25 protein-coding genes are annotated in these 22,953 nt (G+C 65.6%); 13 read left to right on the top strand and 12 right to left on the bottom strand.

Annotation, left to right across the window (positions count from 1 at the left end):
* Nucleotides 1-216 precede the first annotated feature (216 nt).
* From FQU96_RS12870 to FQU96_RS12865, 3 genes are all read right to left on the bottom strand, one after another.
* On the bottom strand, nucleotides 217-534 hold the full coding sequence (locus FQU96_RS12870) for a hypothetical protein (protein WP_146541684.1): 318 nt from the start codon (nucleotides 532-534) through the stop codon (nucleotides 217-219).
* Nucleotides 535-709: 175 nt separating this feature from the next.
* Nucleotides 710-853: a hypothetical protein gene (locus tag FQU96_RS42185; protein ID WP_178130484.1), complete on the bottom strand. Its 144-nt coding sequence runs from the start codon at nucleotides 851-853 to the stop codon at nucleotides 710-712.
* 132 nt (nucleotides 854-985) lie between these two features.
* Nucleotides 986-2,329, bottom strand: coding sequence for a sorbosone dehydrogenase family protein (locus FQU96_RS12865; RefSeq protein WP_146541683.1), 1,344 nt, complete (start codon nucleotides 2,327-2,329; stop codon nucleotides 986-988).
* 115 nt (nucleotides 2,330-2,444) lie between these two features.
* Here FQU96_RS12865 and FQU96_RS12860 point away from each other — a divergent pair, with 115 nt between their 5' ends.
* From FQU96_RS12860 to FQU96_RS12840, 5 genes are all read left to right on the top strand, one after another.
* On the top strand, nucleotides 2,445-2,774 hold the full coding sequence (locus FQU96_RS12860) for a DUF1330 domain-containing protein (protein ID WP_146541682.1): 330 nt from the start codon (nucleotides 2,445-2,447) through the stop codon (nucleotides 2,772-2,774).
* On the top strand, nucleotides 2,774-3,325 hold the full coding sequence (locus FQU96_RS12855) for a chromate transporter (protein WP_146541681.1): 552 nt from the start codon (nucleotides 2,774-2,776) through the stop codon (nucleotides 3,323-3,325). The genes FQU96_RS12860 and FQU96_RS12855 overlap by 1 nt, the downstream gene beginning before the upstream one ends.
* Nucleotides 3,322-3,864, top strand: coding sequence for a chromate transporter (locus FQU96_RS12850; RefSeq protein ID WP_255468014.1), 543 nt, complete (start codon nucleotides 3,322-3,324; stop codon nucleotides 3,862-3,864). Before FQU96_RS12855 ends, FQU96_RS12850 begins: the two co-directional genes overlap by 4 nt.
* A gap of 81 nt (nucleotides 3,865-3,945) precedes the next feature.
* Nucleotides 3,946-4,824: a Ku protein gene (locus FQU96_RS12845; protein WP_146541680.1), complete on the top strand. Its 879-nt coding sequence runs from the start codon at nucleotides 3,946-3,948 to the stop codon at nucleotides 4,822-4,824.
* The gene (locus FQU96_RS12840) at nucleotides 4,825-5,634 is read left to right on the top strand and encodes a glucose 1-dehydrogenase (RefSeq protein ID WP_146541679.1); all 810 of its coding nucleotides are present in this window, start codon (nucleotides 4,825-4,827) and stop codon (nucleotides 5,632-5,634) included.
* Nucleotides 5,635-5,651: 17 nt separating this feature from the next.
* Here FQU96_RS12840 and FQU96_RS12835 read toward each other — a convergent pair whose 3' ends face one another.
* Nucleotides 5,652-6,281: a glutathione S-transferase family protein gene (locus tag FQU96_RS12835; protein WP_146541678.1), complete on the bottom strand. Its 630-nt coding sequence runs from the start codon at nucleotides 6,279-6,281 to the stop codon at nucleotides 5,652-5,654.
* Between the two features lie 242 nt (nucleotides 6,282-6,523).
* Here FQU96_RS12835 and FQU96_RS12830 point away from each other — a divergent pair, with 242 nt between their 5' ends.
* Both FQU96_RS12830 and FQU96_RS42640 read left to right on the top strand, forming a co-directional pair.
* Complete coding sequence (locus FQU96_RS12830) at nucleotides 6,524-6,955, top strand: response regulator (RefSeq protein WP_178130483.1); 432 nt, start codon at nucleotides 6,524-6,526, stop codon at nucleotides 6,953-6,955.
* Between the two features lie 59 nt (nucleotides 6,956-7,014).
* Nucleotides 7,015-9,531 (top strand): PAS domain S-box protein, encoded by a 2,517-nt coding sequence (locus FQU96_RS42640; protein WP_255468013.1) that lies wholly within the window; start codon nucleotides 7,015-7,017, stop codon nucleotides 9,529-9,531.
* A 28-nt stretch (nucleotides 9,532-9,559) separates the two neighbouring features.
* On the opposite strand, the gene FQU96_RS12810 is transcribed toward FQU96_RS42640, so the two are convergent.
* Complete coding sequence (locus FQU96_RS12810) at nucleotides 9,560-10,276, bottom strand: glutathione S-transferase N-terminal domain-containing protein (protein ID WP_146541676.1); 717 nt, start codon at nucleotides 10,274-10,276, stop codon at nucleotides 9,560-9,562.
* A 121-nt stretch (nucleotides 10,277-10,397) separates the two neighbouring features.
* Nucleotides 10,398-10,766, bottom strand: coding sequence for a YciI family protein (locus FQU96_RS12805; RefSeq protein WP_146541675.1), 369 nt, complete (start codon nucleotides 10,764-10,766; stop codon nucleotides 10,398-10,400).
* Nucleotides 10,767-10,869: 103 nt separating this feature from the next.
* On the opposite strand from FQU96_RS12805, the gene FQU96_RS12800 reads away from it, so the two are divergent.
* From FQU96_RS12800 to FQU96_RS12775, 6 genes are all read left to right on the top strand, one after another.
* Nucleotides 10,870-11,199: an iron transporter gene (locus tag FQU96_RS12800; protein WP_218574706.1), complete on the top strand. Its 330-nt coding sequence runs from the start codon at nucleotides 10,870-10,872 to the stop codon at nucleotides 11,197-11,199.
* Nucleotides 11,196-12,713, top strand: coding sequence for a PepSY domain-containing protein (locus FQU96_RS12795; protein WP_146541674.1), 1,518 nt, complete (start codon nucleotides 11,196-11,198; stop codon nucleotides 12,711-12,713). The genes FQU96_RS12800 and FQU96_RS12795 overlap by 4 nt, the downstream gene beginning before the upstream one ends.
* Nucleotides 12,710-13,033: a DUF3325 domain-containing protein gene (locus tag FQU96_RS12790; protein WP_146541673.1), complete on the top strand. Its 324-nt coding sequence runs from the start codon at nucleotides 12,710-12,712 to the stop codon at nucleotides 13,031-13,033. The genes FQU96_RS12795 and FQU96_RS12790 overlap by 4 nt, the downstream gene beginning before the upstream one ends.
* A gap of 9 nt (nucleotides 13,034-13,042) precedes the next feature.
* A complete protein-coding gene (locus tag FQU96_RS12785) occupies nucleotides 13,043-13,564 on the top strand; it encodes an RNA polymerase sigma factor (protein WP_218574705.1) in 522 nt (173 codons plus the stop codon).
* A gap of 71 nt (nucleotides 13,565-13,635) precedes the next feature.
* Complete coding sequence (locus FQU96_RS12780) at nucleotides 13,636-14,613, top strand: FecR family protein (RefSeq protein ID WP_146541671.1); 978 nt, start codon at nucleotides 13,636-13,638, stop codon at nucleotides 14,611-14,613.
* Between the two features lie 124 nt (nucleotides 14,614-14,737).
* Nucleotides 14,738-17,191, top strand: coding sequence for a TonB-dependent siderophore receptor (locus tag FQU96_RS12775; RefSeq protein WP_218574704.1), 2,454 nt, complete (start codon nucleotides 14,738-14,740; stop codon nucleotides 17,189-17,191).
* A gap of 22 nt (nucleotides 17,192-17,213) precedes the next feature.
* Here the strand turns inward: FQU96_RS12775 and FQU96_RS12770 are convergent, their stop codons facing one another.
* The 6 genes from FQU96_RS12770 to FQU96_RS12745 all read right to left on the bottom strand — a co-directional run bounded on the left by FQU96_RS12770 (nucleotide 17,214) and on the right by FQU96_RS12745 (nucleotide 22,953).
* Nucleotides 17,214-17,489 (bottom strand): YdeI/OmpD-associated family protein, encoded by a 276-nt coding sequence (locus FQU96_RS12770; RefSeq protein WP_255468012.1) that lies wholly within the window; start codon nucleotides 17,487-17,489, stop codon nucleotides 17,214-17,216.
* 298 nt (nucleotides 17,490-17,787) lie between these two features.
* Nucleotides 17,788-19,008 (bottom strand): porin, encoded by a 1,221-nt coding sequence (locus FQU96_RS12765; protein ID WP_146541670.1) that lies wholly within the window; start codon nucleotides 19,006-19,008, stop codon nucleotides 17,788-17,790.
* Nucleotides 19,009-19,624: 616 nt separating this feature from the next.
* On the bottom strand, nucleotides 19,625-19,879 hold the full coding sequence (locus FQU96_RS12760; protein ID WP_146541669.1) for a hypothetical protein: 255 nt from the start codon (nucleotides 19,877-19,879) through the stop codon (nucleotides 19,625-19,627).
* A 71-nt stretch (nucleotides 19,880-19,950) separates the two neighbouring features.
* A complete protein-coding gene (locus tag FQU96_RS12755; RefSeq protein ID WP_255468011.1) occupies nucleotides 19,951-21,252 on the bottom strand; it encodes a serine hydrolase in 1,302 nt (433 codons plus the stop codon).
* Nucleotides 21,253-21,335: 83 nt separating this feature from the next.
* Entirely contained in the window at nucleotides 21,336-21,860 is a 525-nt protein-coding gene (locus FQU96_RS12750) for an ASCH domain-containing protein (RefSeq protein ID WP_146541668.1), read from the bottom strand.
* A 19-nt stretch (nucleotides 21,861-21,879) separates the two neighbouring features.
* Nucleotides 21,880-22,953, bottom strand: a complete 1,074-nt coding sequence (locus FQU96_RS12745) for a HupE/UreJ family protein (RefSeq protein WP_178130481.1) — start codon at nucleotides 22,951-22,953, stop codon at nucleotides 21,880-21,882.

The raw sequence follows: 22,953 nt of genomic DNA, 5'->3' as shown, positions 1-22,953 counted from the left end.
AGCACTAACCAGGTAACGGGTTAAGCCTGTGAGGTTCCCGCGCCACGGCGTGCGCAAAAAACCCCGCCGCATGCGGCGAGGCGTACAGCGGGGCGAGTCGTCATGCAGGGAGGACAGCTTGGGGGAACTGTCTCCCAGGAGGCCCGGGGAACGGAACCTCCCGAATCGCAGAACGGCCCCAAATCCCGAAAGTTCCAGAAACGGCCGGCGCGTAGGTCAGGGCCGCGATGTCTCGCGATGCGATGAATAGGCCGCCTGACGTCGCGCGTCGCGCAGACGCACGAAACGGACGAAGCCCTTGATGGCGAGCTTGACCGATTGAACTTCGGCCGGTGACGGGACCGGTCCGGTGTTACGCAGAATCTGCCGTAGCGCGAGAAGCCGTTCGCGCTCCTCGGCATATCGTGGTTGATCAGGCGTCTGGTCCAGCCACGCCGCGACAGCCTCCTCCGCCTGTGCGACAGAGAGAAGCTTTTCGGGGCCGGTGCCGATGCCCCACAATGCAGGCCGAATGAATTGTCCGCGCTCGGACATAGGATCTCTCACGGTCCCGGACTTCCCGGATACGGCGACCGATCACGTCGACAGCCGTATCCGGGGCCCGTGGAATGGCTACGCTCGACCCACCTTCATCAGGCTTCCCGGTCGATACCGGTGCAACGTCGATCAACGTTCACCCGTTGCGAGCCATTTGGTCGCATGCTCCTTCTCACTTCGGGCTGTCCGTCCTGCCGGGTGCTGTATCGCTCGGAACCTCGGCGGTGCTGGGTGCCTGCGCTTTCTTGCCGTCCAGGACCAGCAAGACGCCGACCACCAATATCAACGCGACAAGCGACCCGAGAACGAGTCGCATGGACTGTCCTGGCGTTCCTGAGGCCATGGGTACCTCCTGCAGTGCCGACAACCCGTGTTACGGGACACGCGGCCGCATGGCCCGCGCATCGTCCGGTGAACGCGGTGGCGTGAGCGCTGTTCCCTGGAGCGTTCAGCGTCCTATCGACGTCACCCGCCAGATGACGTTGCCGACATCGTCGGCCACCAGCAACGCTCCAGTACGATCGGTGACGACGCCGACCGGACGGCCGAAAGCGGCATCATCGTCGCTCAGAAAGCCGGTGAGAACGTCCACCGGCGCCCCCGACGGCCTGCCGCTGGCGAAAGGCACGAAGATGACCTTGTAGCCGCTGCGCGGCTTGCGGTTCCACGAACCGTGCTGGCCGATGAAGGCGCCGCTGCGGTACATCGCGGGCAACGACGTCCCCGCGCCGAACACCAGCCCCAGCGATGCCGTGTGGTTGCCCAAGGCGTAGTCGGGTGCGATTGCCTTGGCCACCATGTCGGGCCTCGGCGGCACTACGCGCGCATCCACGTGCTGGCCCCAATAGCTGAACGGCCAACCATAGAAGGCTCCCTCCTTTACCGAGGTGAGGTAGTCGGGAACCAGATCACTGCCCAGTTCATCGCGCTCGTTCACCACCGTCCACAGAACGCCGGTCTCGGGCTGCCATGCCATGCCGTTGGGGTTGCGCAGGCCTGAGGCAAAGACGCCGATCTGGCCGGTCGCGCGATCGATCCGCAGGATCGCGGCGCGGCGCGCCTCGTTGTCGAGGCCGTTTTCACCGACATTGCTGTTGGAGCCGACCGTGACATAGAGGTGCGCGCCATCCGGACTGGCGATCAGAGCCTTGGTCCAGTGATGGTTGAGCGGTCCGGCCGGCAGGTCGGCAATCTTGGTGGCGGGCGCGTCGATCCGGGTGGCGCCTACGGTGTATGGAAACCGCACCACCGCATCGGTGTTGGCGACGTAGAGATCCTGGCCGACCAGGGCCATGCCGAACGGCGAATTCAGACCGGTGATGAACGGGGTCTTCACCTCGGCAACGCCGTCACCATCGGCGTCGCGCAACAGGGAGATACGGTTGGCGCTGGGCACGCCGGCACCGGCCCGGTTCTGCAGCAGGTCGGCAATCCAGCCCTTCACGCCGCGGCCTTCCTGCGGTCGTGCCGGTGCGTTGGTCTCGGCGACCAGGACATCGCCGTTGGGCAGCACATAGAGCCAGCGCGGATGATCAAGTCCGGCGGCAAAGGCCTGGACTGACAAGCCGGCCGCCGGTACCGGCTTGGCACCCTGCGGCCACCCGCGCGCTGTGGCGATACTGACGGTGGGAACCAGGGATCGCGTGGGCTGCGGTAACGTCGGGTTGGGGCCGACGGAGGCTTCATCGGGCAGCTTGGCCGTATCGCCGCGGATCAGGAAAGCAGCCGCTGCCGCCACGATAGCGATGATCGCCACAGTCCCCAGAAGCACCTTCTTGATGATCGGGCGCATCGCCACTCCGCCTCACGATGGAACCGTAGGCCACCTATACGCGCAACGCGATTGCGATGCGCCGGTTGCCGCATCAAGGTCATCGTCGCCGCGCGAGGCTGACCGTGGGACCATCATGACTGCATACGTGATTTCGGATGTCGAGTTTCTCGATCCGGCGCAAGTCGACCGCTACCGAACCCTGGCCCAGGGCACCATCGCCCGCTATGGCGGCCGCTATCTCGCGCGCGGCGGCGCCGTCGTGCCGGTCGAAGGCGGCTGGGCGCCGAAAAACATCATCATCGTCGCCTTTCCGTCGATGGAACACGCGCGACAATGGTACCGCTCGCCCGAGTACGCCGAAGCCCTCGTCGTGCGACAGACGGCGCTCGATCGTCGGCTGATCTTTGTCGAGGGCGTGCCGCCGGACAGCACTGACGGCGCGAGCGTCCCGGAGGCGCCGTGATGGGTACGCCGTCCGAACGCCAGGTGAGCCGGACCGACCTGTTCCTCGCCTTCCTGAAGATCGGCATGCTGGGCTTTGGCGGCGTGGCGCCGTGGGCACGCCACGTGATCGTCCAAGAGCGCCGCTGGCTGACCGACAAGGACTACGCTGCCCTGCTCGGTATCGGCCAGGTGCTGCCCGGGCCCAATACGATGAATGCCGCGATCATGATCGGCGATCGCTTCCAGGGCGCCGGCGGTGCCGTTCTTGCCGTGCTGGGCATGATGGCGATGCCGCTGGTCATCCTGGTGGCACTGGCGTCGCTGTACGCCGCGTTCGCGGCAGTACCGGAGGTGCGCGTCGCCATCGCCGCCGCCGCTTCGGCCGCCGCCGGACTGGTGATCGGCACGGCGGTGAAGATGGCGGTGAAGCTCAAGCCGACGCCGCTGGCGCTGGTCTTCGGCGCCCTCTCCTTCGTGGCGATCGGGCTGTTGCGCCTGCCGCTGCTGCCGACGGTGCTCGCGTTGATGGCGCTCAGCGTTCTCGGCGCGGCGTGGGGGCGCCGGGCGTGAAAGACCATCCTCTGCTGCAGATCGCACTGACCTTCGCCTCGCTGTCGCTGGTCTCGATCGGCGGCGCCAATGTCGTGGTGCCGGAAATCCATCGACAGGTCGTGGACCAGTTCGCCTGGATGAACGATACGACCTTCGCCAACCTGTTCGCGATCGCCCAGGCGGCGCCTGGTCCCAACGTCCTGCTGGTCAGCCTGGTCGGTTGGCACGTGGCCGGCACCGCTGGACTGGCGGTGGCGACCATCGCCATCCTGCTGCCCTCGGGCCTGCTGGCATTCGCTGTCAGCCGGCTCATCGCACGATGGTCCGACACCCGCTGGATTGCCATCGCCAAGGCCGGGCTGGTGCCGGTGGCTGTCGGCCTGATCCTGGCCAGCGGCGTCGTCATGGCGCGCGCCGCCGATCACGATGTGCTGGCTGTCGCCATCACGGCCGCCACGGCCATGTTCGTGATCCTGAGCGATCGCAATCCGCTCTGGGCGCTCGCCACGGCCACCGCGGTCGGCGTCGCTGCCTTCCGCCTCGGGCTGTCGGTGTGACGCCGGTCGCTGCTGCCATGCAACGCCATCCCGCGCTCCGCGTTAGGTCTTCCGTACGGAATCGACGGAAGGGAAACCGCCATGGCACGACCGAGCTGGCAGGGGCATTTGCGGCTGTCGCTGGTCACCTGCCCGGTGGCGCTGCACAAGGCGACCACCGAGGCCCACGACATCCACTTCCATCTCGTGCATCCCAAGAGCCACAACCGCGTCCGGATGGTCGCCAAGGATCCCGATCGCGGCGAAGTGGCGCGGTCCGAGCTGGTCAAGGGCTTTGAGTTCAGCAAGGGCAAGTACGTCCTGCTCGACAAGCGCGACCTGGAATCGGTGAAGCTGGAGTCGACCCGCGTCATCGATATCGAAGAATTCGTGCCGCTGGCGTCGATCGACCGCATCTACTGGGACGCGCCCTATTACCTGCTGCCCAACGGCAAGACCGGGATCGACGCGTTCGCGGTCATCCGCGCGGCCATGGAAGACCAGGACAAAGTGGCGATCGGCCGCCTGGTCATGACCACCCGCGAGCGGGTCTGCGCCATCGAGCCACGCGGCGACGGCATGCTGCTGACGACGCTGCGCGCCCATGACGAGGTGCTGGCGATGAAAGACGTCAGCAGCACCAAGGTGCCAAAGCCCGACAAGCGCATGCTGGACATCGCCGGCAAGATCATCGACCAGCTGGCCGGCGACTTCGATCCGTCGCATTTCACCGACCGCTACGAGGAGGCGCTGCGCAAGTTGATTGCCGAGAAGCGCAAGGGCAAGCCGGTCCAGGTTGCGCCACCTGCCGAGTCGGAGGACGACGGCAAGGTCGTCAACCTGATGGACGCCCTGCGCCGCAGCCTGGACAGCGACGGTGAAACCAAACGGCGGGCCGACCGCTATCTGGCCGCCCAGACGCGTCGCAAGCGCGCACCCAGTCGGCGCCGGCCCCGCAAGCCGCGCCGCAAGGCGGCGTGAATGTTGGCGCGCGACCGCCTTCTCGAGGGACAAGGCGCCATCGTGACGGGCGCCAGTTCGGGTATCGGTGCGGCTATCGCCAGTGCCCTGGCCGCAGCCGGGGCCGCGGTCGGCGTCAACTACCGCAGCGGTGCCGATGCCGCCGACGCTCTGGTGCGCGAGATCCGCGACGCCGGCGGCCGGGCGATCGCGATCGGTGCCGACGTATCCAACGAGGATGCCGTGAGCCGCATGTTCGATGCCTTTGCCGATGCATTCGGCCGCATCGACATCGTCGTGGCCAATGCCGGCCTGCAGAAGGACGCGCCGGCCGCCGACATGACGCTGGCGGACTGGCGTGCTGTCATCGATGTCAACCTGACCGGCCAGTTCCTCTGCGCCCGCGAGGCCATCCGCCGCTTTGTCGCTCAGGGACCGTCCCCAGGCTCGCCGGCGTTGGGCAAGATCATCTGCATGAGTTCGGTGCACGAGATGATCCCCTGGGCCGGGCACGTGAACTACGCCGCATCCAAGGGTGGCGTCATGCTGATGATGAAGACGCTGGCCCAGGAGGTGGCATCCCGGAAGATCCGGGTGAACGGCGTCGCACCCGGTGCGATCAGGACGCGAATCAACGAGTCCGTCTGGTCCGATCCAGACCAGGCCCATGGGCTGCTGAAGCTCATTCCCTATGGCCGCATCGGTGAGCCCGACGACGTCGCCAAGGCGGTGCTATGGCTGGCCTCGGATGAGTCCGACTATGTGACGGGTACCACGCTTTTCGTCGACGGCGGCATGGCGCTCTACCCGGAGTTCCGCGACAACGGCTGAGGCGCGCGGTGCCACGCTCAGGCGCGCGCGCTCGGCCGGGCGGCGATCGTTTCACGCCAGCGCGTCAGGTGTACGGCGTCAGTCGGCACCGCTTCCTTGATCGCGCGTGAGAAGTCGACAGCGATGTAGCCCGCGATATCGGCGATGGTGAACCGGTCGCCGGCGACAAAGGCGCTGTCCGCCAGCCGCCGGTCCAGGTCAGCAAAAAACTGCCGGACGCGCTGGCGCCCGCGTTCCGCCAAGGCCGGGATCTGCTCGTAGTTGACGGGACCGGTGATCGCCCTGCCCTGCAAGCCGCGCGCCGTGTTGCGAAAACACTCGGCGACCGCCATGAAGCCATTCATCTCCATGTCGCGATGCCACATGGCAATGACGGCGCGCTCCTTGGCGTCCCGCCCCATCAGGTTCGGCTCGGGAAAGACAGCATCGAGATACAGGCTGATGGCATTCGAATCCAGCAGGCAGGTGCCGTCGTCGAGTTCGAGCACCGGCACGGTGCCCTGCGGGTTGATCCTACGGAAGGCGTCGCTGAGCTGCTCGCCCTTGGCAAGATCGACTTGAATCGTCTCTATCGTGATGCCCTTCTCGGCAATCAGCATGCGCACGCGCCGTGGACTGGGTGCCGTGGAGCAGTCATAGAATTTCATGGCGTTTTCCCTGCCATCAGTGATGTACTCAGCGTCGAGGCTTTTTAGCCTATCGATCCTGCACTATATCCATGCGTCGGCTGCTCTTGCAGTAAGGGAACCGCATCGCACCAATGCGGTTGTCCGGAGGAGCCGCGCTGGGGTTCGCTGTCTGCGCACGTAGTGATGTCCGCATCGGATAAACGAGATACGCAGATGGCATCACACGGTGATAGTGACCACCATTGTAGCGGTGAATGACGATGCAGGCACGTACCAGCCCTTCCCGTGACGCGAACAGGCTTGTTGGCAGCCGTATCCTCGTCGTCGAAGATGAGTTCATCCTCGCCTGGGAGCTGGAGCGTGAGCTTTACGCGGCCGGCTGCGCCAGCGTGCGGCTGGTAACCCTGGTCGAGGAGGCGCTTCGGGAGCTGCGCTTCTGGCAGCCCGATGGGGTCCTGCTGGACCTGCGCATGCGCGATGGCCTGTCGTCGCTGCCGGTGGCCGATGTCCTGCACGACCTCGGCGTGCCGTTCGTGATCGTGACGGGCCAGAATCCGGATGCCGTGTCCGAGCGACACCGCGCCCGGCCCTTCCTGCACAAGCCGTGTCCAACGGCCACCATCCTGGCGACCTTGAGCCGGATCATGGATGAGCCTGTTTCGACGGACGACCAGGTATCGCATCAGTCCTAGGAACCTGCGGCGTCCGGGGGCGTTATCGACAAATGCCGGCTCAAGGGGGGCCGTTTCTGATGGCTGACGCTTCTGTGGCGGCGGTTCGCGATTTCGAGCGCCTGATCAACGAGCCTGCTACAGTTCAAGACATGGCCAAGGCGCTTCAATTACCTCCCGGTACCGAACTCGGCGATGGCTACTTCGGCCAATTGCTGCAGGCGTTGCCGACGGCCGTTTACGCCACCGACGCCGAGGGCCGGATCGTTTTCTATAATGAAGCCGCCGCTGCACTGTGGGGATACCGCCCCACCTTGGGTGAAAGCGCATTCTGCGGCTCCTGGAAGCTGTACTGGCCCGACGGCACGCCCTTGCCGCACGACGAATGCCCGATGGCCCTGGCACTCAAGACCAAACAGGCCGTGCGCGGCATGGAAGCGGTTGCCGAGCGGCCCGATGGCACCCGCGTGCCGTTCGTCCCCCATCCAACGCCACTATTCGATGCTGCCGGCATTCTGGTCGGTGCCGTGAATATGCTGGTAGACATCAGCGACCAGCAGCAGATCGAGCAACGGCTGCGCGAGAGCGAAACACGTTACCGCAGTATCGTCGACAACGTCAGCGTTGCCTTCTGGGAGGAGGATTTTTCCGCCGTCGTCGAGATGCTGGTTGGTCTGCGCGCTCAGGGCGTCAACGATTTGCACGACTATTTCCAGGCGCACCCCGACCAACTGGCCGAGGCCATCCGCCGGGTGCGCGTCGTCGATGCCAACGACTTCACGATCGAACTCTTTGAGGCCGACGGCAAGCAGACGCTGCTGCGCTCGCTGAGCGACGTCTTCCTGCCCGAAACCGAGTTGATCTTCATCGACGAACTCGTGGCCCTGTGGGAGGGACGACGTCGCTTCACCGGCGAAACGGTGCTGCGGACGCTCAAGGGCAAGCGTCTCGACGTGATGTTCACCATGGTGTTCGAGGGCGAACGGGCCGAGCGCACGCTGGTGAGCATTCTCGACATTTCAGCCCGCAAGGCCGCCGAGCGGGCCGTCCTGGCGCAGACCTATCGCCTGGAGAAACTGAACCGGGTCGCGCGGGCCATCAGCAGCGATCTCCAGCTGGACCACATCGTGCAGACGGTGACCGACGCGGCGACCGAGTTGAGCGGCGCCCGGTTCGGAGCATTCTTCTACAACGTCATCGATGCACAGGGCGGGCACTACCAGCTCTATGCCCTCAGCGGCGCGCCCCGCGCTGCTTTCGAACGATTCGGCATGCCGCGCGCCACCGCGATATTCGCGCCGACGTTTCGCGGTACCGGCATCGTGCGCTCCGCCGATATCCGCCGCGATCCGCGCTACGGCAAGAACGTGCCGCATCACGGCATGCCGGTCGGCCACCTGCCGGTCGTCAGCTACCTTGCGGTTCCCGTCATCTCGCGATCCGGCGAAGTGCATGGTGGCCTGTTTTTCGGGCACGATCATCCCGGCGTCTTCACGCGTGACTCGGAGGACATCGTGGCCGCGATTGCGGCGCACGCGGCGATCGCGCTCGACAACGCCCGGCTGCTGCAATCGGCGCAGGCCGAGGCAACCTTCCGTCGTCGCGCCGATGAAGCCTCGCAGCGCCTGGCCGCGATCGTCGAGTCGACCGACGATGCGATCATCAGCAAGAACCTCGACGGGATCATCACAAGCTGGAACCGCAGTGCCCAGCGGCTGTTCGGCTACACGCCAGGCGAAGCGATCGGGCAGTCCATCATGCTTCTCATTCCGCCCGACCGTCACGACGAGGAGCTGACGATTCTGAGCCGCATCCGTCGCGGCGAGCATCTCGACCACTATGAGACCATCCGCCGACGCAAGGATGGTTCGCTCGTCGAGGTCTCGCTGACGGTGTCGCCGGTGCGCGATGCCGACGGAAGGATCGCGGGCGCATCGAAGATCGCCCGTGACATCACCGATCGACGCCGCGCCGAGGAGCAGCAGGAGCTGCTGGTGCGCGAGATGAGTCACCGCATCAAGAATCTGTTCGCCGTCACCAACAGCGTCGTGGCGCTGAGTGCCCGGTCGGCCCGCACGCCGCAGGACATGGCGACCGCCGTCCAGGGCCGGTTGAGCGCGCTGACCCGTGCCCACGACCTGGTACGGCCCAGCCAGGCACAGCAACGATTTGGACAGCATGCCAGCCTGCAGGCGATCATCCGCACGACCCTGTCGCCCTATGTCGAGGCTGCACGATCCACGCTGCATGACCGCATCGACATCTCGGGAACGGATGTGCCGGTCGGTTCTACCGCGATCACCAGCCTCGCGCTGATCCTGCATGAGTTCGCCACCAACGCGGCGAAGTACGGTGCACTGTCCCTGTCGACGGGAAGTGTCACCGTCGACTGTACCGTGGTCGGTGACGACATGCTCATGACATGGCAGGAGCGCGGCGGGCCGCCGTTGGCAGGACCACCCGAGAGCGAGGGATTCGGCGGCCAGCTCGCGAGGCGGATGGTGGCAGGTCAGTTCGACGGTGAAGCCACCTGGGACTGGCAACCCGAAGGCGTCGTCATCCGCCTGTCGATTCCCCTCGCGCGGCTCGCGACGTAACTTCCTTACGAAGTGCCCGAAGAGAGGCTCAGCGCACCGTCGCGGCAGTTTGGCCGAAGAGGATGCGGCGTTCCTCCTCGCTGTGTACCGTCTGCGGCCGGCGCAACTCGGCGCCGACGTCCTTGCCTTTGCGCACCGCGGGTCGCTGTCCCATGGTGTCGCGGAACCAGCGCCGCACGTTGGGAAACGTTTCGAGGTCCTGCTTGAGATTCTTGTACGGCACCACCCACGGCCAGATCGCCATGTCGGCAATCGAATAGGTGCCGGCGACGAACTCGCGATCAGCCAGCCGCTTGTCGAGCACGCCGAACAACCGGTTCACCTCGTTGGTGTAGCGGTCTTGGCCGTAAGTCAGCCGCTCGACCGGCGTAAACTGCGGCGCATAGACGTTGAAATGCGTCGCCTGCCCTGCCATCGGTCCCAGGCCACCCATCTGCCAGTTGACCCATTGCAGCGCATCGTACTTCCCGCGCAGGTCGTTCGGCAGGAACTGGCCCGTCTTTTCGGCGAGATACTGCAGGATGGCACCCGACTCGAAGACCGCCACGGGCGCGCCACCGCCGGTCGGGGCATGATCGACGATGGCCGGCATGCGGTTGTTGGGGCTGATCGCGAGGAACTCCGGCTTGAACTGCTCGCCGGCGCCGATGTTGACCGGCACCACGCGATACGGCAGCGCGCATTCCTCCAGCATGATGCTGATCTTCCAGCCGTTGGGTGTCGGCCAGTAGTAGAGGTCGATCATTTCCTGGAACTCCGGAGACTCGCAGTCATGGGTGGCACTCGCGCGCCTGAATCCTAGTACCGACTATCGCTAGAGTGTGACTCGGGATGACAGCTGTATCAGGGACACGTGATTCCGAGTACTAGGCCGCGTTGAACTCCGCCACCGGTCGGATTTCCAGCGCTCCCGACAGCAGGCCAGCGGCCTTGCGTGGCGCTTCCAGAAGATGGGCGATCTCGACCGCCTCCTCACGCGTCTCGCAGTCGACGATGTAGAAGCCCAGCAGCTGCTCCTTGGTCTCGGCAAACGGCCCGTCCACCACGACCGAATCCGCGGCCTTGAGCGTTGCCGCGGCCGTCGTCGGCGTCAGACGCGCCACCGGCCCCAGCTTGCCGCGCGCCTTGAGGTCGCGCTGGATCGATCTGAGCTCCGACATCATGGTCTCATGCCGCTGCGGGCTCAGCGCCTCTGCCTCGGCCTGGGAATTGTAACAAAGGATGGCATAGCGCATGCGCAACTCGCGGGTATTCCGTGCGGGTGCGGGAGTATGCCCCAGCCGCCGTGCAGCCGCGACCACAAGAATATTGCAAATCACTCGCAATTGCGATTAGTGCATGTCCGTCATGAACGCCATCGTGCACGCGCGCGACCGCCGGCAGGCCGGTGGTCGCTGGCAGAGGACCATTGCGCTCGGAGCCCGCATCGCGGCGGCATCCGTCGGTGGCTACGCTCTGGCCGCGGCGTGCGCCGCCTTCCTGGCGCGCGCCCTGCCGATGAGCCGGGTGGAAGCCGCCACGATGGCGACCTTGATCGCGCTGCTCGCCATGCCGGCGGCCGCAATCTGGGCCTTCGCAACCGCGACAGCCGGTCGCGCGCTGGGAGGTGTCGTGGCGGCGACGCTGCTGCTGGGCGCCGCCGCCTGGCTACTGGGGCCACCGTCGTGAACCGCAGCCTGCGGCAATCGATGGCGGGCCTGCACACCTGGTCGGGACTGGTGATCGGCTGGCTGCTGTTTGCCATCACCCTGACCGGTACGGCGGCCGTCTTCAGCTCGGAGACCAGCGGCTGGATGCAGCCCGAGGTCGCGGGCCGCGGTGAACCACGCCAGGCGGTGGAAAAGGCCGTGGCCTGGTTGCGGCAAGCGCAGCCCAAGGTGCGCGGTTGGTTCCTGGCCGTCGACGAGCGCACTGCCACGGTGCATGCGCTCTACGAGGATCGCACCGCGCCGCGCGGCTACCGTACCGCCAGCTTCGATGCCGCCACCGACACCCCGACGGCACGCCAGACGATGGGCGGCCAGTTCTTCTATCGTTTTCACTTCGAGTTGATGCTGCCCAACCCGTGGGGGCGGATGCTGGCATCGGCCGCCGCGATGGTGATGCTGATCGCCATCATCTCCGGCATCATCATCCACAAACGCATCTTCGCCGATTTCTTCACCTTGCGGCCCACAGGCGGCCAGCGCGGGTGGCTCGACGCGCACAACGTGTTCGGTGTCCTGGCCCTGCCCTTCCACCTGATGATCACGTTCACGGGCATCGTGCCATTGTTCAAGACCACGCTGCCGTGGGGGATCATCGCCAACTACGGCAGCGACAATGCGACCGCGTTGGCCGAGTTCTATCCCAGCCTCGCGCGGCGTGCGCCGACAGGTAACCCTGGCACGCTCGCCGACATCGGTCCGATGCTCACCGAAGCACAGCGCTATTTCGGCGGCGGCCGTATCGGGCGCGTCAACATCGCCAACCCGGGTGATGCCGGTTCCGTCGTCACCATCATGCGCAATGATGCCGATCAGCTTGCCTACATGGCACAGGCCGTCAGCTTCGACGGCCCGACCGGCAGGCTGCTCGGCGCCCACACCGAAGCGCGACCGGCGCGCAAGACGTTCGATGTTCTGTACGGCCTGCACATCGCACGCTTCGCGCCCGAGGTCAGTCGCTGGCTCTACTTCCTGTGCGGGCTGGCGCTGGCCGGCGTGATCGCCACCGGACTGAACCTCTGGCTCAAGGCACGCGCGCCGAACCAGGGTGTCGGTCACTGGCTGGTGGCACGCATGAACGTCGGTACCGTCGTCGGCCTGCCGATCGCCATGCTCGGCTTCCTGTGGGCCAACCGCGTGCTGCCGGCCGGATACGGGGAACGCTCGGCGGCCGAGGTCAACATCTTCTTCTGGCTGTGGGCTGCCGCCTTCCTTTACGCCCTGCTGCGCGCGCCGCAGCGGGCATGGGGTGAGCTCGCGTCCGTCGCGGCGCTGGCAGCGGGTTTGTTACCGTTCGTCTCCTATGCGCTCACCGGCCGCGGACTGTGGCAGGCAGTGACCGATGGCGATCGGCTATTCCTTGGTTTTGACCTGGTGCTGTTTGCTCTGGCGGCCTTGTGCGCCGTCATTGCCCACAAGGCTTTCGCGGCGGACAGTTCCCTCCGGCTGACGCGCAAAGGGCCCGCGGCGGCATGACCGCAATCGCCACGTTGCCGCTGGCATTCTCGGGACTGGCCCTGTTGAGCCTGTCGATGGATCGCCACGTGCGGCAGGCCGCGATGCGCCGGCATGGTGTGCGCCGCCCTGCCGGCTGGCTTCTGCTGGCACTATCGCTGGCGGCGGCGCTGGTGAGCGACAACTGGCGGTTCGGGCTGGTCGAATGGACAGGCATCATCGCCGCCGCGGCGGCCCTGGTGGTGCTGGTGCTGGTCTACCGGCCGCGTGCACTGCTGGGAGCTGCCGTCGCCGGCACGGCCCTCGGCCTGGCAGGCTGGGCCTATGCCTGCCTGCGCTGAATGCCGGTGATGTCGGATTTGCGTGACCGGCTCCTGGCGATCTTCGCCGAGCATCGCGCGGCGCTGACCCGCTTCCTGACGCGCCGGTTGGGCAGTGCCACCCTGGCCGAAGACCTCACCCAGGAGACCTGGGTCCGCGTCGCCACGGCGAGCACCGTCGGTACGACCGCGGCCGACAACCCGCGCAGCTATCTGTTCCGGATCGCCGCCAATCTCGCGATCGATCATCAGCGCCACGCCCATCGCGGCGTCGAGATCGAGGCACCGGCACCGGTGCTCGACGCCGTCGCCGATCCGGCACCGTCGCCCGAGATCGTCGCCCTTCATCGCAGCGAAATGGCGCGCCTGCTGCGTGCCGTCGACCAGCTGCCGCCGCGCTGCCGCCAGGTGTTCCTGTTGACCAAGGTCCATGAACTCTCCTACGCCGAGGTAGCCGTTCGTCTTGGCATCTCGCGCAACACGGTCATGGTTCACATGGTCAACGCGCTCGCCGCCCTCGATGCGCATCTGGCGCCAAGCGACGACGCCTAATGCTGCCCTGCCGCCTCGATCGTTCAACAGAGGAAGGGCGTACGCATGGGTAGTACAGCGACAGCGGCGGCATGACGAGCGAACAACCTGACACGGCAATGACCGCGGCACGGCACTGGTTCGTCCGGCTGCGGGATACCGATGCCACCGAGGCCGACCGTGCCGCCTTTGCGCGCTGGCTGGCCGAGGATCCGGCTCATCCGATCGCGTGGCAACGGACCCAGCGCCTATGGGCAAGGCTCGACGACCTCACGCCGCTGCTGCGCCGCCGGCTGCCGGATGTCGCCGAGGACATGCGCGTCGAGGTATTGCCGCCGCGCCGATCGACCGCCCGCACGCGGCGGGCCTGGATGCAGGGCGTGGCGGCGGCGGCCCTCGTCCTGGCGGGCGGCGGTTATGCGGTCATGACGCCGGGGCTGCTCGCCGACTACCGGACGCACACGGCGGAGCGGCGCACGGTGGCGCTGCCCGACGGCTCCTCCGTGGAGCTCGGCAGCAACACCGCCTTGTCGCTGGCCTTCGATGCCCAGACGAGGCGCCTGGTCCTCCACGCGGGCGAGGCTTTCTTCCAGGTGACCGCTGACGCCGGTCGCCCCTTTACGGTGGAAGCAGGTCAGGGCGTGACGCGCGCGCTGGGCACAGCTTTCAACATCAAGCGGCAGGCCGATGTGGTCATCGTGTCGGTCATCGAGCATGCCGTCGCCGTCGCTCTGGAGGGGCAACCGGCGGTTACCGTGGGTCAAGGCCAGCAGGTGCGCTACGAAGGCCAGCGGGTCGATGCCATCCGGCGGGCCGTGCCGGCCGATGTACAGGCCTGGCGCCAGGATCGCCTGATCTTTCGGGAGGCGCCGCTGCGCGATGTGGTGGCCGATCTCGAGCGCTATCGCAGCGGCCGTATCGTGATCACCGATGCGCGAGTCGGCCGCATCCCCGTCAGCGGCGTCTTCCACACCCGGCAGACCGATGCGGCGCTCGCCACCATCGCCGATACCCTGCCCGTGCGGGTGACCCGAGCCACGGACCTGCTGGTGCTCATCCGGCCGCAATGATGATCGCTCCCACCTGCCGGCGCGAAAAATTTCCCTCGCAGGCTAATTGTCGACGTACCGGTCCTTCGTATTAGCAATAGGACGCAAATGCGTCGCAATCGCATATGAACAGGGGCGGCAGACCATGCGCAAAGGACCAGGTGGACGGCAACAGTCCGCGGCATCATCGCGGCGAACGCCGCTCGTGGTGGGCGCGCTGGTGGTGGCATTGGCCGTTTCCATGGGGTCTCCCGACGCCCAGGCGCAACAGGACGGCGGCGCCCCATCCGCACAGCAGCCCGGCGTACACCGTTTCGACATCGCGGCGCAGCCTCTGACGTCGGCCCTGGTGCAGTTCTCCACCACCACCGGCCTGCAGGTCTTCTATGGTGCCGCTATCGCGCGCGATCTGACGTCGCCTGGTGTCGCCGGCTCGTTCACCCCGGTGGAGGCGCTGCGCCGCCTGCTGGCCGGCACCGGCCTTTCCTATCGCTTCACCAACCCGACGACCGTAACCCTGCAGGCAGGGCCGCAAACCGGTTCGGCCGACGGCACCACGACGCTGGCGCCCGTCACCGTCGATGGCTCGCGCGGCACGGGTGGTGGCGGGCAAGGCTATGTCGCGCGCCAGGGAACGTCGGGTACCAAGACCGACACGCCGCTGATCGAAACGCCGCAGTCGCTCTCCGTCGTCACGCGAGACCAGCTGCGCACCACCAAGCCGGCATCGGTCGCCGACGCGCTGGCCTATGTCCCCGGTGTCTCGACCCAGTCGCCGGCCTTCAGCCGCATGGCTGACGACCTCATGATCCGCGGCTTCAATGTCGCCACCGGCAATTTCGGCATCCTGCTCGACGGCATGAAGCTGCAGTCCAACGTCTATGACGGCGCCATCGAGCCCTATGGCCTGGATCGCATTGAAGTGCTGCGCGGCGCCTCGTCCACGCTCTACGGCCAGCTCGGCCCCGGTGGCGTCGTCAACGCCATCAGCAAGCGACCGACCGCAACGCCCCTGCATGAAGTCAACGTCGAGTACGGCAGTTACGACCGCAAGCAGGTCTCGGCCGATTTCGGTGGGCCGATCGGCAGCGACGGTAAATGGTCCTATCGTCTGACGGGACTGTGGCGCGATGCCGACAACTGGGTGCGCCACGTCCCTGACGACAAGCGCTTCATCGCCCCGGCGCTGACGTTCAAGCCTTCGGAATCGACGTCGCTGACGGTGCTGGCGAGCCTGCAGCAGGTACGCACCAAGTTCGCGCCGCCCATGCCGTACGCCGATCTGCGCAATGGCCGTGTCCCGCGCGATCTCTTCATCGGCGAGCCTGGCTACGACCGCTACGAGAGCGATGTCTATACGGCCGGCTACCTGTTCGAGCACCGGTTCAACGACACCTTCAAGCTGCGCCACAGCGCCCGCTATTTCCATGCCGATGCCCGCTGGGACTACCTGATGTACGGCGCGCTGCGCGCCGACGGCAGTCTGACCCGCTCGGTCAGCGACCGGCGCGAGAAATCGACCGGACTGACGACCGATACGTCACTGGAATCGACCTTCTCCACCGGCCCGCTGCACCACACCTTGCTGTCGGGTATCGACGTCTATCGCCGCACTTACAATTCGCATCGTTATCGCGGCACGGTGGCGCCGCTCAACAACGTGAACAACCCCGTCTATGGCCGCACGCCTCCGGTCGTGAACTTCAACCAGGACCGCGGTTCGGACAACACGAGCCTGCAGGTGGGCTTTTACGTGCAGGACCAGATCAAGGTTTTCGATCGATGGATCCTGCTGTTGGGTGGTCGCTTCGATTGGAACGACAGCGAGTCGAAGAGCTACCTGACGCGCAACACGACGCGCCAGAAGGATCAGGCCGTTACCGGCCGCGCCGGCCTGGTCTACCTGTTCGACTCCGGTATCGCCCCCTATGCCAGCGTCAGCCAGTCCTTCGCACCGACGCTGGGCACGACCCGCAACGGCGACGCCTTCAAGCCCACCAAGGGCCTGCAGTATGAAATCGGCGTGCGCTACCAGCCGCCGGGCAGCACGCTTCTGCTCAGTGGCGCGGTCTATGACCTTACCCAGACCAACGTGACGACAGTCGATCCCGCCGACCCGACCTTCCTCGTGCAGACCGGCAAGGTGCGCTCACGCGGTGTCGAACTCGAGGCGCGGGCAAAGCTCGGCAACGTCAACCTGATCGCCGCCTACAGCTACACCGACGCCCGCATCATCAAGTCCAACGAGCCGAACATGCGCGGGCACGCGCCTGACCTCGTGTCGCCCCACACTTTTTCGCTGTGGGCGGACTACACGCTCGACGATCTTGGCCTCAAGGGCCTGAAGGTCGGTGCCGGCGTGCGCTACGTCAGCGCCGCCAATATCGCCGGTTATCCCAACAACGTGCCTGGCCGTACGTTGATCGATGCGCTGGTGAGCTACGACCTTGGCGCCCTCGGTCCCCGGCTCGATGGGGTGTCGCTCGCGATCAATGCGCGCAACCTGTTCGACAAGAAATACATGACCTGTGCCGGTGCCGACGGCTGTCGCTACGGCGATCCCCGCACGGTTGGGGCGACACTCAGCTATCGTTGGTGAAAACCGCCGGCAGCCGCGTCGCTTAGTGGCGGCCGCGGCTCGCCGCGCGCCAGGCCATGCCCATATAGACGTCGCCCGCCTTCAGCTCGTCCAGCATCTGCGTCAGCCGCTTCCGCCGCGTCGCATCGAGCTTCGCCTTGTTGATCCACATGAGATAGTCATTGCGCTGATAGGGCGGCCGGTTGCGATAGGTGTCGACCAGACCGGCCTGCTCCAGAGCCGCCCTGACGGCCGCCGGCATCGGTTGCCGTGGCCGGGTCAGGCCGCGACCGGCCTGCTGTGCTGAAGTCTTGTCCATGGAAGGCACCGGATGACGTTCGCGTCGGCGCATCGTCCCGCACTGACATGCGCGATGCAACACGCGCACGCGTGAAGAACCTGTCGAGCGCTCCAACCGCACGGAACCAGAGCACACTGGGCACACGCGCCATGGCTCCGTGCAATCTTCAGCTCAACAGGTTCTTCGTTCCGCCCGGAATAGCAAGCCCCCGGCTCAACGGGTTCGCCACTCGGACGAAATTCTGCCTGTTTCCCCCCGCTCGACAGTAGGATCGCTATCGAGCGGGCGGGATTTTATGTCGACCTGCCAGTGCAGATCAGAACGTCAGCACGGTACCCATGATGACGGCCCAGGAGTCAGCCTTCTCGCTCTTGGACTGACCCGAACCCATCACGTAGCTGACGCCACCGACCAGCTTGATGCCCGGCGACAATGCGTAGTTGCCGCCCACTTCGAACATGTCGATCTTGTCCCGGCCGGCGCGGTTCTGCGCCGTGAGCGACGTCACCGACTTCTCGTCGTTGCGACCGCCCCACCAGCCGGCCGACACCTGCCAGGGGCCGGTTTCGTACATGACGCTGGCAGCATACCAACGGGTCCGGTTGTTGCCTCGCAGACCGTTGTTGTCCTGGCCGACACCACCGCCGATGGTGAAGCCCGCGAAGCCGACCTGCGCGCCGCCGGCCCAGCTCTTCCACCGGCCGTTGACCGACGGATTGGCGTTGCCGTTGACACCGGCTTCGCCGCGATCGAAGCCCGCGGTGAAGTAGCCGCCGTACAGCGCCAAGCTGACATCGCCGAACTTGTTGAGGTAGTTGACGCCGACATCAAGCCCGTTGTGGTACGCGTTCAGGTTCTTCGGGCAATTCGAGAAGTTGCCGCCGCCGGTGTTGGAGGCGCAGGTTGCCACGGAAGCCGTTCTCGAGAAGCTCGGTGTGTACGACACGCCGACCTGCAGACCGGCGAAGCGCGGTGTGAAGTACGAGAGCTTGTTGGCGTCACCCGAGCTCTGGCCCATCGCCGCACTCATGCCGGGCGTCACCGTGGCGGCTCGGCCGGCGTTGTTGGACGACGAGAAGCCGGAGCCGCGGTGACTCATGTTGGGGTCCTGGAAGCCCCAGCCGGTCAGCGCTGACGGCGCTGCGTACACCATCTTATACGATGCGTCGTTGGTGCCGCCGAACTCGACACGACCCCAGTCACCGAATGCGAAGAGATACTCTTCGTCCATCTGGTCATTGGTCGACGTGCTGCCGCCGCCGTTCGACCAGCCTTCCAGCTCAATGCGCACGCCGATGGTCGTGCCATTGTCGAGCTTGGTTGAGCCCGTGAACCAGATCTCACCCTCGTACCGGAACGTTTCCGGGCGATAGCTCTGGCCGGTGGTGCCGGAGACATCACGGTCAATGTGACCGAGAGTGATGAAAGCCTGGAAATACCCGCGCAGTTCTAGCTTGATCGGATCGGCCGCCATCGCTGGAGCAGCAAGCAAGCTACCCGCAACCAACGCTGTCGATCCTAACAATGCTCTTTTCATGCTGCTGCCCCCAAACGATACAGACCGGCGCGAACGCGCCGTTAGGAAACGATGCGAGGAATCCTAAAGTGAACTCCCTGCAATCGTCGCTACACTATGGTTGTTACCGCTTTATTGACGTTGTGTGGCAATCGCACACTCCGACAATGTGAGCCCATTGACGCGCAGACGGTGATCGAACTGCACGATGACCTCGGCGGTAGTTCATTGGCAGCACTTGGTCTGCGCCGTGACAAAGACAGGCTGGCACCGGTGTTCGCCGACCCGCTGCTGCAGTTCTGCAAATCTGCAACAGACTGCATCGTCCGACTCGCCCGTGACAGTCTGAAATATCCCCGACGTAGGCAAATACGGGAAGCCACGCGTCATTCCTGCTGCCGAGACAGCATGAGGACGAGACATGCTTCCTCCACCACCATGAACATCTGAGTGTTCACCGCTCAGATAACACCGTTCACATAATCATGCCACGGCTCTGCCGCAAGGCCGTCACAATGAAAAAATTTCTATGGGTGTAGATGAGAGAAACTCACCAGCGCGGCTGCAGCGTCATATCCCATGCAACCGGGAGTACGACAGGCAATTTGGCCGCGCGACGATGCGACGCGCACCCCGATCAAACCGCCCGTGCCGTACGATCAAGCGCTGCCAGCAGACGACGCCATTCAATGGGGTTGTTGGCAGGATAACGGACCCAGTCGCGCCCGACCTTCAGGTCGGCGTGGACGTCGCCGGGCTTGCCGTGAAAATGCAGCCAGCCTGTCGACTTCCGATAAAAGATGCCGCGCTTGCGTTCGGTGAGCCACGGGCGGGCACGAATTTGCACTAACAGGTTATCCAACAGATCGAGTGTTTCAGGTGCGGCATGCATGGCGGTTTCCGGACGTTGCAGACGACGGAAGCGGTGCCCTGCTGTGGTCCGGCGTGCCTGTTCCGTATGTGTCAGTTCATCACGGCCTGGTACACCAGTTCACGCATCAGGTAGCGATACGGCAGACGTTGCGCCGGCGCCTGCATCATCAGGATGGCGAACAGCTTCTCTTTCGGATCGATCCAGAAATAGGTGCCGTAGGCACCGCCCCAATAATAGTCGCCCACCGAGCCGTGCAACGGATTGCGGCCGACATCGGTACGCACCGCGAAACCCAGTCCGAAGCCCTGCCCCATGTCGGGACTCGGCAGCAAGGCCTGGAAGGCGGGCCACATGTCGGCGCCGACCTTGGCACCGGGCGGCAGATGATCCGCCGTCATCAGTTCGACCGTCTTGCGCGATACCAGGCGCACGCCGTCAAGCTGTCCGCCATTGAGCCAGAACTGGCAGAAGCGGGCGTAGTCCGCCGCGGTCGAGACCATGCCGCCACCACCCGACTTCCAGGTGAGATCGGCGGTGACGGCCGGGATCGACGGCACCTGGCCGGACGTCGGGTCCTTCTGCGGCAAGGCCGCGCGGTCCTGCCGGCCCGCCTCGGCGGCAAAGCCGGTATCGGCCAGCTTCAGCGGCTTGGTGATGCGCTCGGCAATGAAACGGTCCAGCGGCATGCCGCCGACAACCTCGACGATGCGGCCCAGCACGTCGGTCGACATGCCGTACTCCCACACAGTGCCGGGCTGGTGCACCAGCGCCAAGGTCGCCAGCTTGGCCACCATCTGCTCGTTGGTCTGCCCAGGATCCATGAGCTTGGCGTCGAGATAGGCCTGCTTCAACGGTCCGCGGCCGGCAGCACCATAGGTGAGGCCCGATGTGTGACGCAGCAGGTCCTGCACCGTCATTTCACGGAGCATCGGCTGGCGCACCACCTCGACACTGCCGTCGCTGTTACGCTTCTCGATGCCGACTTGCAGATCCTTGAACGCCGGCAGGTAGCGCGATACCGGATGGCCGATCGACAGCCTGCCCTCTTCGGCCAGGATCATGATGGCCAGTGACACGATCGGCTTGGTCATCGAGGCGATGCGGAAGATCGCGTCGGTTTTCATCGGCGCCTTGGCCTCGCGATCACGAAAACCGAATGCCTCGAGATAAGCGACCTTGCCATTGCGGCCGACCAGCACCACCGCGCCCGGGATCTCGCCCTTGTCGACACCCATTTTCATTGTCGACGACAATCGCTTCAGCCGCTCACCCGACAGGCCCACTTCCTCGGGCGCTTTGGCCAGCGGCAAACCCTGGGCGCGCGGTGCGGTCGGCGTCGCGGCGACAAGGCCAACAACGGCCGCTACAGCAAAAGCGCGCATCACGTTCATCGTCTTCTCCCCCTGTCCCCGCCGCGAGCGCCGGGTCCGATTCTTGGCATTGCCCACAACAATATTCCCGTGAGGGCAGGCCTTCAATTGCAACCGTTGCCCGGTGCCGCAGGTGGCGAGCGTCGCGACTCGTCGTCAGCAACGTCAGGCGGCCAGACGATGGTGAAGCGCTCGAACACGGTCTGGATATCGTCGTCGAACACGAATCCCTCGCGCTCGGCTTGTCGGGCGAAGTAGCGGCGGTGGCCGTCAAGCCAGTCGGCACGCGTGCGATCGCCCTCGCCCTCGTCCCAGGCAAAGGCCGCGTCGACCTCGATCAGCCGTTTGACCGTCACGTCAGTCGTGCGCCAGATACAGCGCGGCACGCCCGCGCCGTCGAGCACGACCACGTGTCCGCCCACTCTCGGCGTCGGTTCACCCCCGACAGTGACGTCGCGCAGCAAAGACGCCGTGGCCCGCTTGACGCCCGACAGCACCAACGCCAGCAATTGGTCGGCCAGCGCCGGACCGTCACCAAAAGCCGCGACGTCGTAGTCGGCGCGCGCGTCCAAGCCGGCGGCAGCGGCAAATGCCTGCCAGTAGGCGTCTGTCGCTGGTGTCTTGCGCATGAGCCTGCTCGCCTGACCTTCAAAAGAACACGCGTTGCACGAACCAGAAGCTGCCCATGACCGCCACCAGCAGCGAGGCGACCTGCGGCAGACGCCGCAGCGCCGCCGGCCGGCTGGCCCAGGCGAGCAGCGGCAGGAACACGGCGATGAACGCCACCTGCCCCAACTCGACCCCGACGTTGAAGCCCACCAGCGCCTTGACCAGCGCGGCGCCGTCCAGCTTGAGCTCGGCCAATGCGCCGGCGAAGCCGAGCCCGTGCACCAGACCGAAGCAGAAGCTGACCAGCCAACGCCGCCATTCGCGGCCGGGCCAGACCAGATTCTCGACCGCCACCCAGACAATCGAGGCCGCGATCAGCGGCTCGACGATCCCCTCCGGCACGTCGACCAGGCCGAGCACGGCCAGGCTGAGCGTAATGCTGTGCGCCACGGTGAATGCGGTGACGATCTTCACCACGCTCCAGATGCTGCGGGTGTGAGCCAGCAGCGCGACCAGAAACAACAGATGGTCGATGCCGCCGAGAATGTGCTCGATCCCCAGCCACAGGAAATCGAGCCAACCGCTCGATGTGGCGCCGGCGGCCAGGTCGACTGTCACGACGCGCTTCGCATCGGGCGCGTCGCCACCCAGGACGCGCTCGTGGCTGCCCTGTGGCGTGCGGATCGACAGGATCGTCTGGTAGTGCTCACCGAACAGCGCGCGCCAGTCCTCGCGCACGGTGAGCCGGCGCGGCGCCGCCGGGCATGTCAGCGACAACGCAAGCTGCACCCTGCTTTCGCCCTGAGCGCCCTGGATACGCAACCGGCCGGGCCGGCAGGCCGCACCGTCGGCCTCGACGACGACCGCCTCGCGCATCACGGCCGCCAACGCCTCGGCGATCGGCTGCCGGCCATCGGCGGCGCCGTTGAGCATGTCGCGGCCAACATCCGGCAGCTCCGACACCACCACGTTCAACGCATAGGTCAGGCGATCGCCCTCGACCGACAATGTACCCAATCCCGTGGTGGTCACATGCGCGCGCGCAGGCACGATGGCGAGCAGCGTCCACAAAAGGACCAGCGCGAGTGTGCCGCAACGCGGTCGAACAAGCAT

The organism is Reyranella sp. CPCC 100927, assembly GCF_007859315.1.
GTDB lineage: Bacteria > Pseudomonadota > Alphaproteobacteria > Reyranellales > Reyranellaceae > Vineibacter.
The sequence above is the reverse complement of the archived record's forward strand: the minus strand, read 5'-3'. Positions and strand labels throughout refer to the sequence as shown.

Coding starts and splice junctions, on each gene's coding strand:
- FQU96_RS12855 (WP_146541681.1), top strand. CDS start 2,774: ATGGGTACGCCGTCCGAACGCCAGGTGAGCCGGACCGACCTGTTCCTC.
- FQU96_RS12840 (WP_146541679.1), top strand. CDS start 4,825: ATGTTGGCGCGCGACCGCCTTCTCGAGGGACAAGGCGCCATCGTGACG.
- FQU96_RS12745 (WP_178130481.1), bottom strand. CDS start 22,953: ATGCTTGTTCGACCGCGTTGCGGCACACTCGCGCTGGTCCTTTTGTGG.
- FQU96_RS12865 (WP_146541683.1), bottom strand. CDS start 2,329: ATGCGCCCGATCATCAAGAAGGTGCTTCTGGGGACTGTGGCGATCATC.
- FQU96_RS12770 (WP_255468012.1), bottom strand. CDS start 17,489: ATGGACAAGACTTCAGCACAGCAGGCCGGTCGCGGCCTGACCCGGCCA.
- FQU96_RS12765 (WP_146541670.1), bottom strand. CDS start 19,008: ATGAAAAGAGCATTGTTAGGATCGACAGCGTTGGTTGCGGGTAGCTTG.
- FQU96_RS42185 (WP_178130484.1), bottom strand. CDS start 853: ATGCGACTCGTTCTCGGGTCGCTTGTCGCGTTGATATTGGTGGTCGGC.
- FQU96_RS12780 (WP_146541671.1), top strand. CDS start 13,636: ATGACGAGCGAACAACCTGACACGGCAATGACCGCGGCACGGCACTGG.
- FQU96_RS12755 (WP_255468011.1), bottom strand. CDS start 21,252: ATGAACGTGATGCGCGCTTTTGCTGTAGCGGCCGTTGTTGGCCTTGTC.
- FQU96_RS12810 (WP_146541676.1), bottom strand. CDS start 10,276: ATGATCGACCTCTACTACTGGCCGACACCCAACGGCTGGAAGATCAGC.
- FQU96_RS12775 (WP_218574704.1), top strand. CDS start 14,738: ATGCGCAAAGGACCAGGTGGACGGCAACAGTCCGCGGCATCATCGCGG.
- FQU96_RS12845 (WP_146541680.1), top strand. CDS start 3,946: ATGGCACGACCGAGCTGGCAGGGGCATTTGCGGCTGTCGCTGGTCACC.
- FQU96_RS12760 (WP_146541669.1), bottom strand. CDS start 19,879: ATGCATGCCGCACCTGAAACACTCGATCTGTTGGATAACCTGTTAGTG.
- FQU96_RS12805 (WP_146541675.1), bottom strand. CDS start 10,766: ATGCGCTATGCCATCCTTTGTTACAATTCCCAGGCCGAGGCAGAGGCG.
- FQU96_RS12870 (WP_146541684.1), bottom strand. CDS start 534: ATGTCCGAGCGCGGACAATTCATTCGGCCTGCATTGTGGGGCATCGGC.
- FQU96_RS12860 (WP_146541682.1), top strand. CDS start 2,445: ATGACTGCATACGTGATTTCGGATGTCGAGTTTCTCGATCCGGCGCAA.
- FQU96_RS12790 (WP_146541673.1), top strand. CDS start 12,710: ATGACCGCAATCGCCACGTTGCCGCTGGCATTCTCGGGACTGGCCCTG.
- FQU96_RS12835 (WP_146541678.1), bottom strand. CDS start 6,281: ATGAAATTCTATGACTGCTCCACGGCACCCAGTCCACGGCGCGTGCGC.
- FQU96_RS42640 (WP_255468013.1), top strand. CDS start 7,015: ATGGCTGACGCTTCTGTGGCGGCGGTTCGCGATTTCGAGCGCCTGATC.
- FQU96_RS12750 (WP_146541668.1), bottom strand. CDS start 21,860: ATGCGCAAGACACCAGCGACAGACGCCTACTGGCAGGCATTTGCCGCT.
- FQU96_RS12800 (WP_218574706.1), top strand. CDS start 10,870: ATGTCCGTCATGAACGCCATCGTGCACGCGCGCGACCGCCGGCAGGCC.
- FQU96_RS12830 (WP_178130483.1), top strand. CDS start 6,524: ATGCAGGCACGTACCAGCCCTTCCCGTGACGCGAACAGGCTTGTTGGC.
- FQU96_RS12785 (WP_218574705.1), top strand. CDS start 13,043: ATGTCGGATTTGCGTGACCGGCTCCTGGCGATCTTCGCCGAGCATCGC.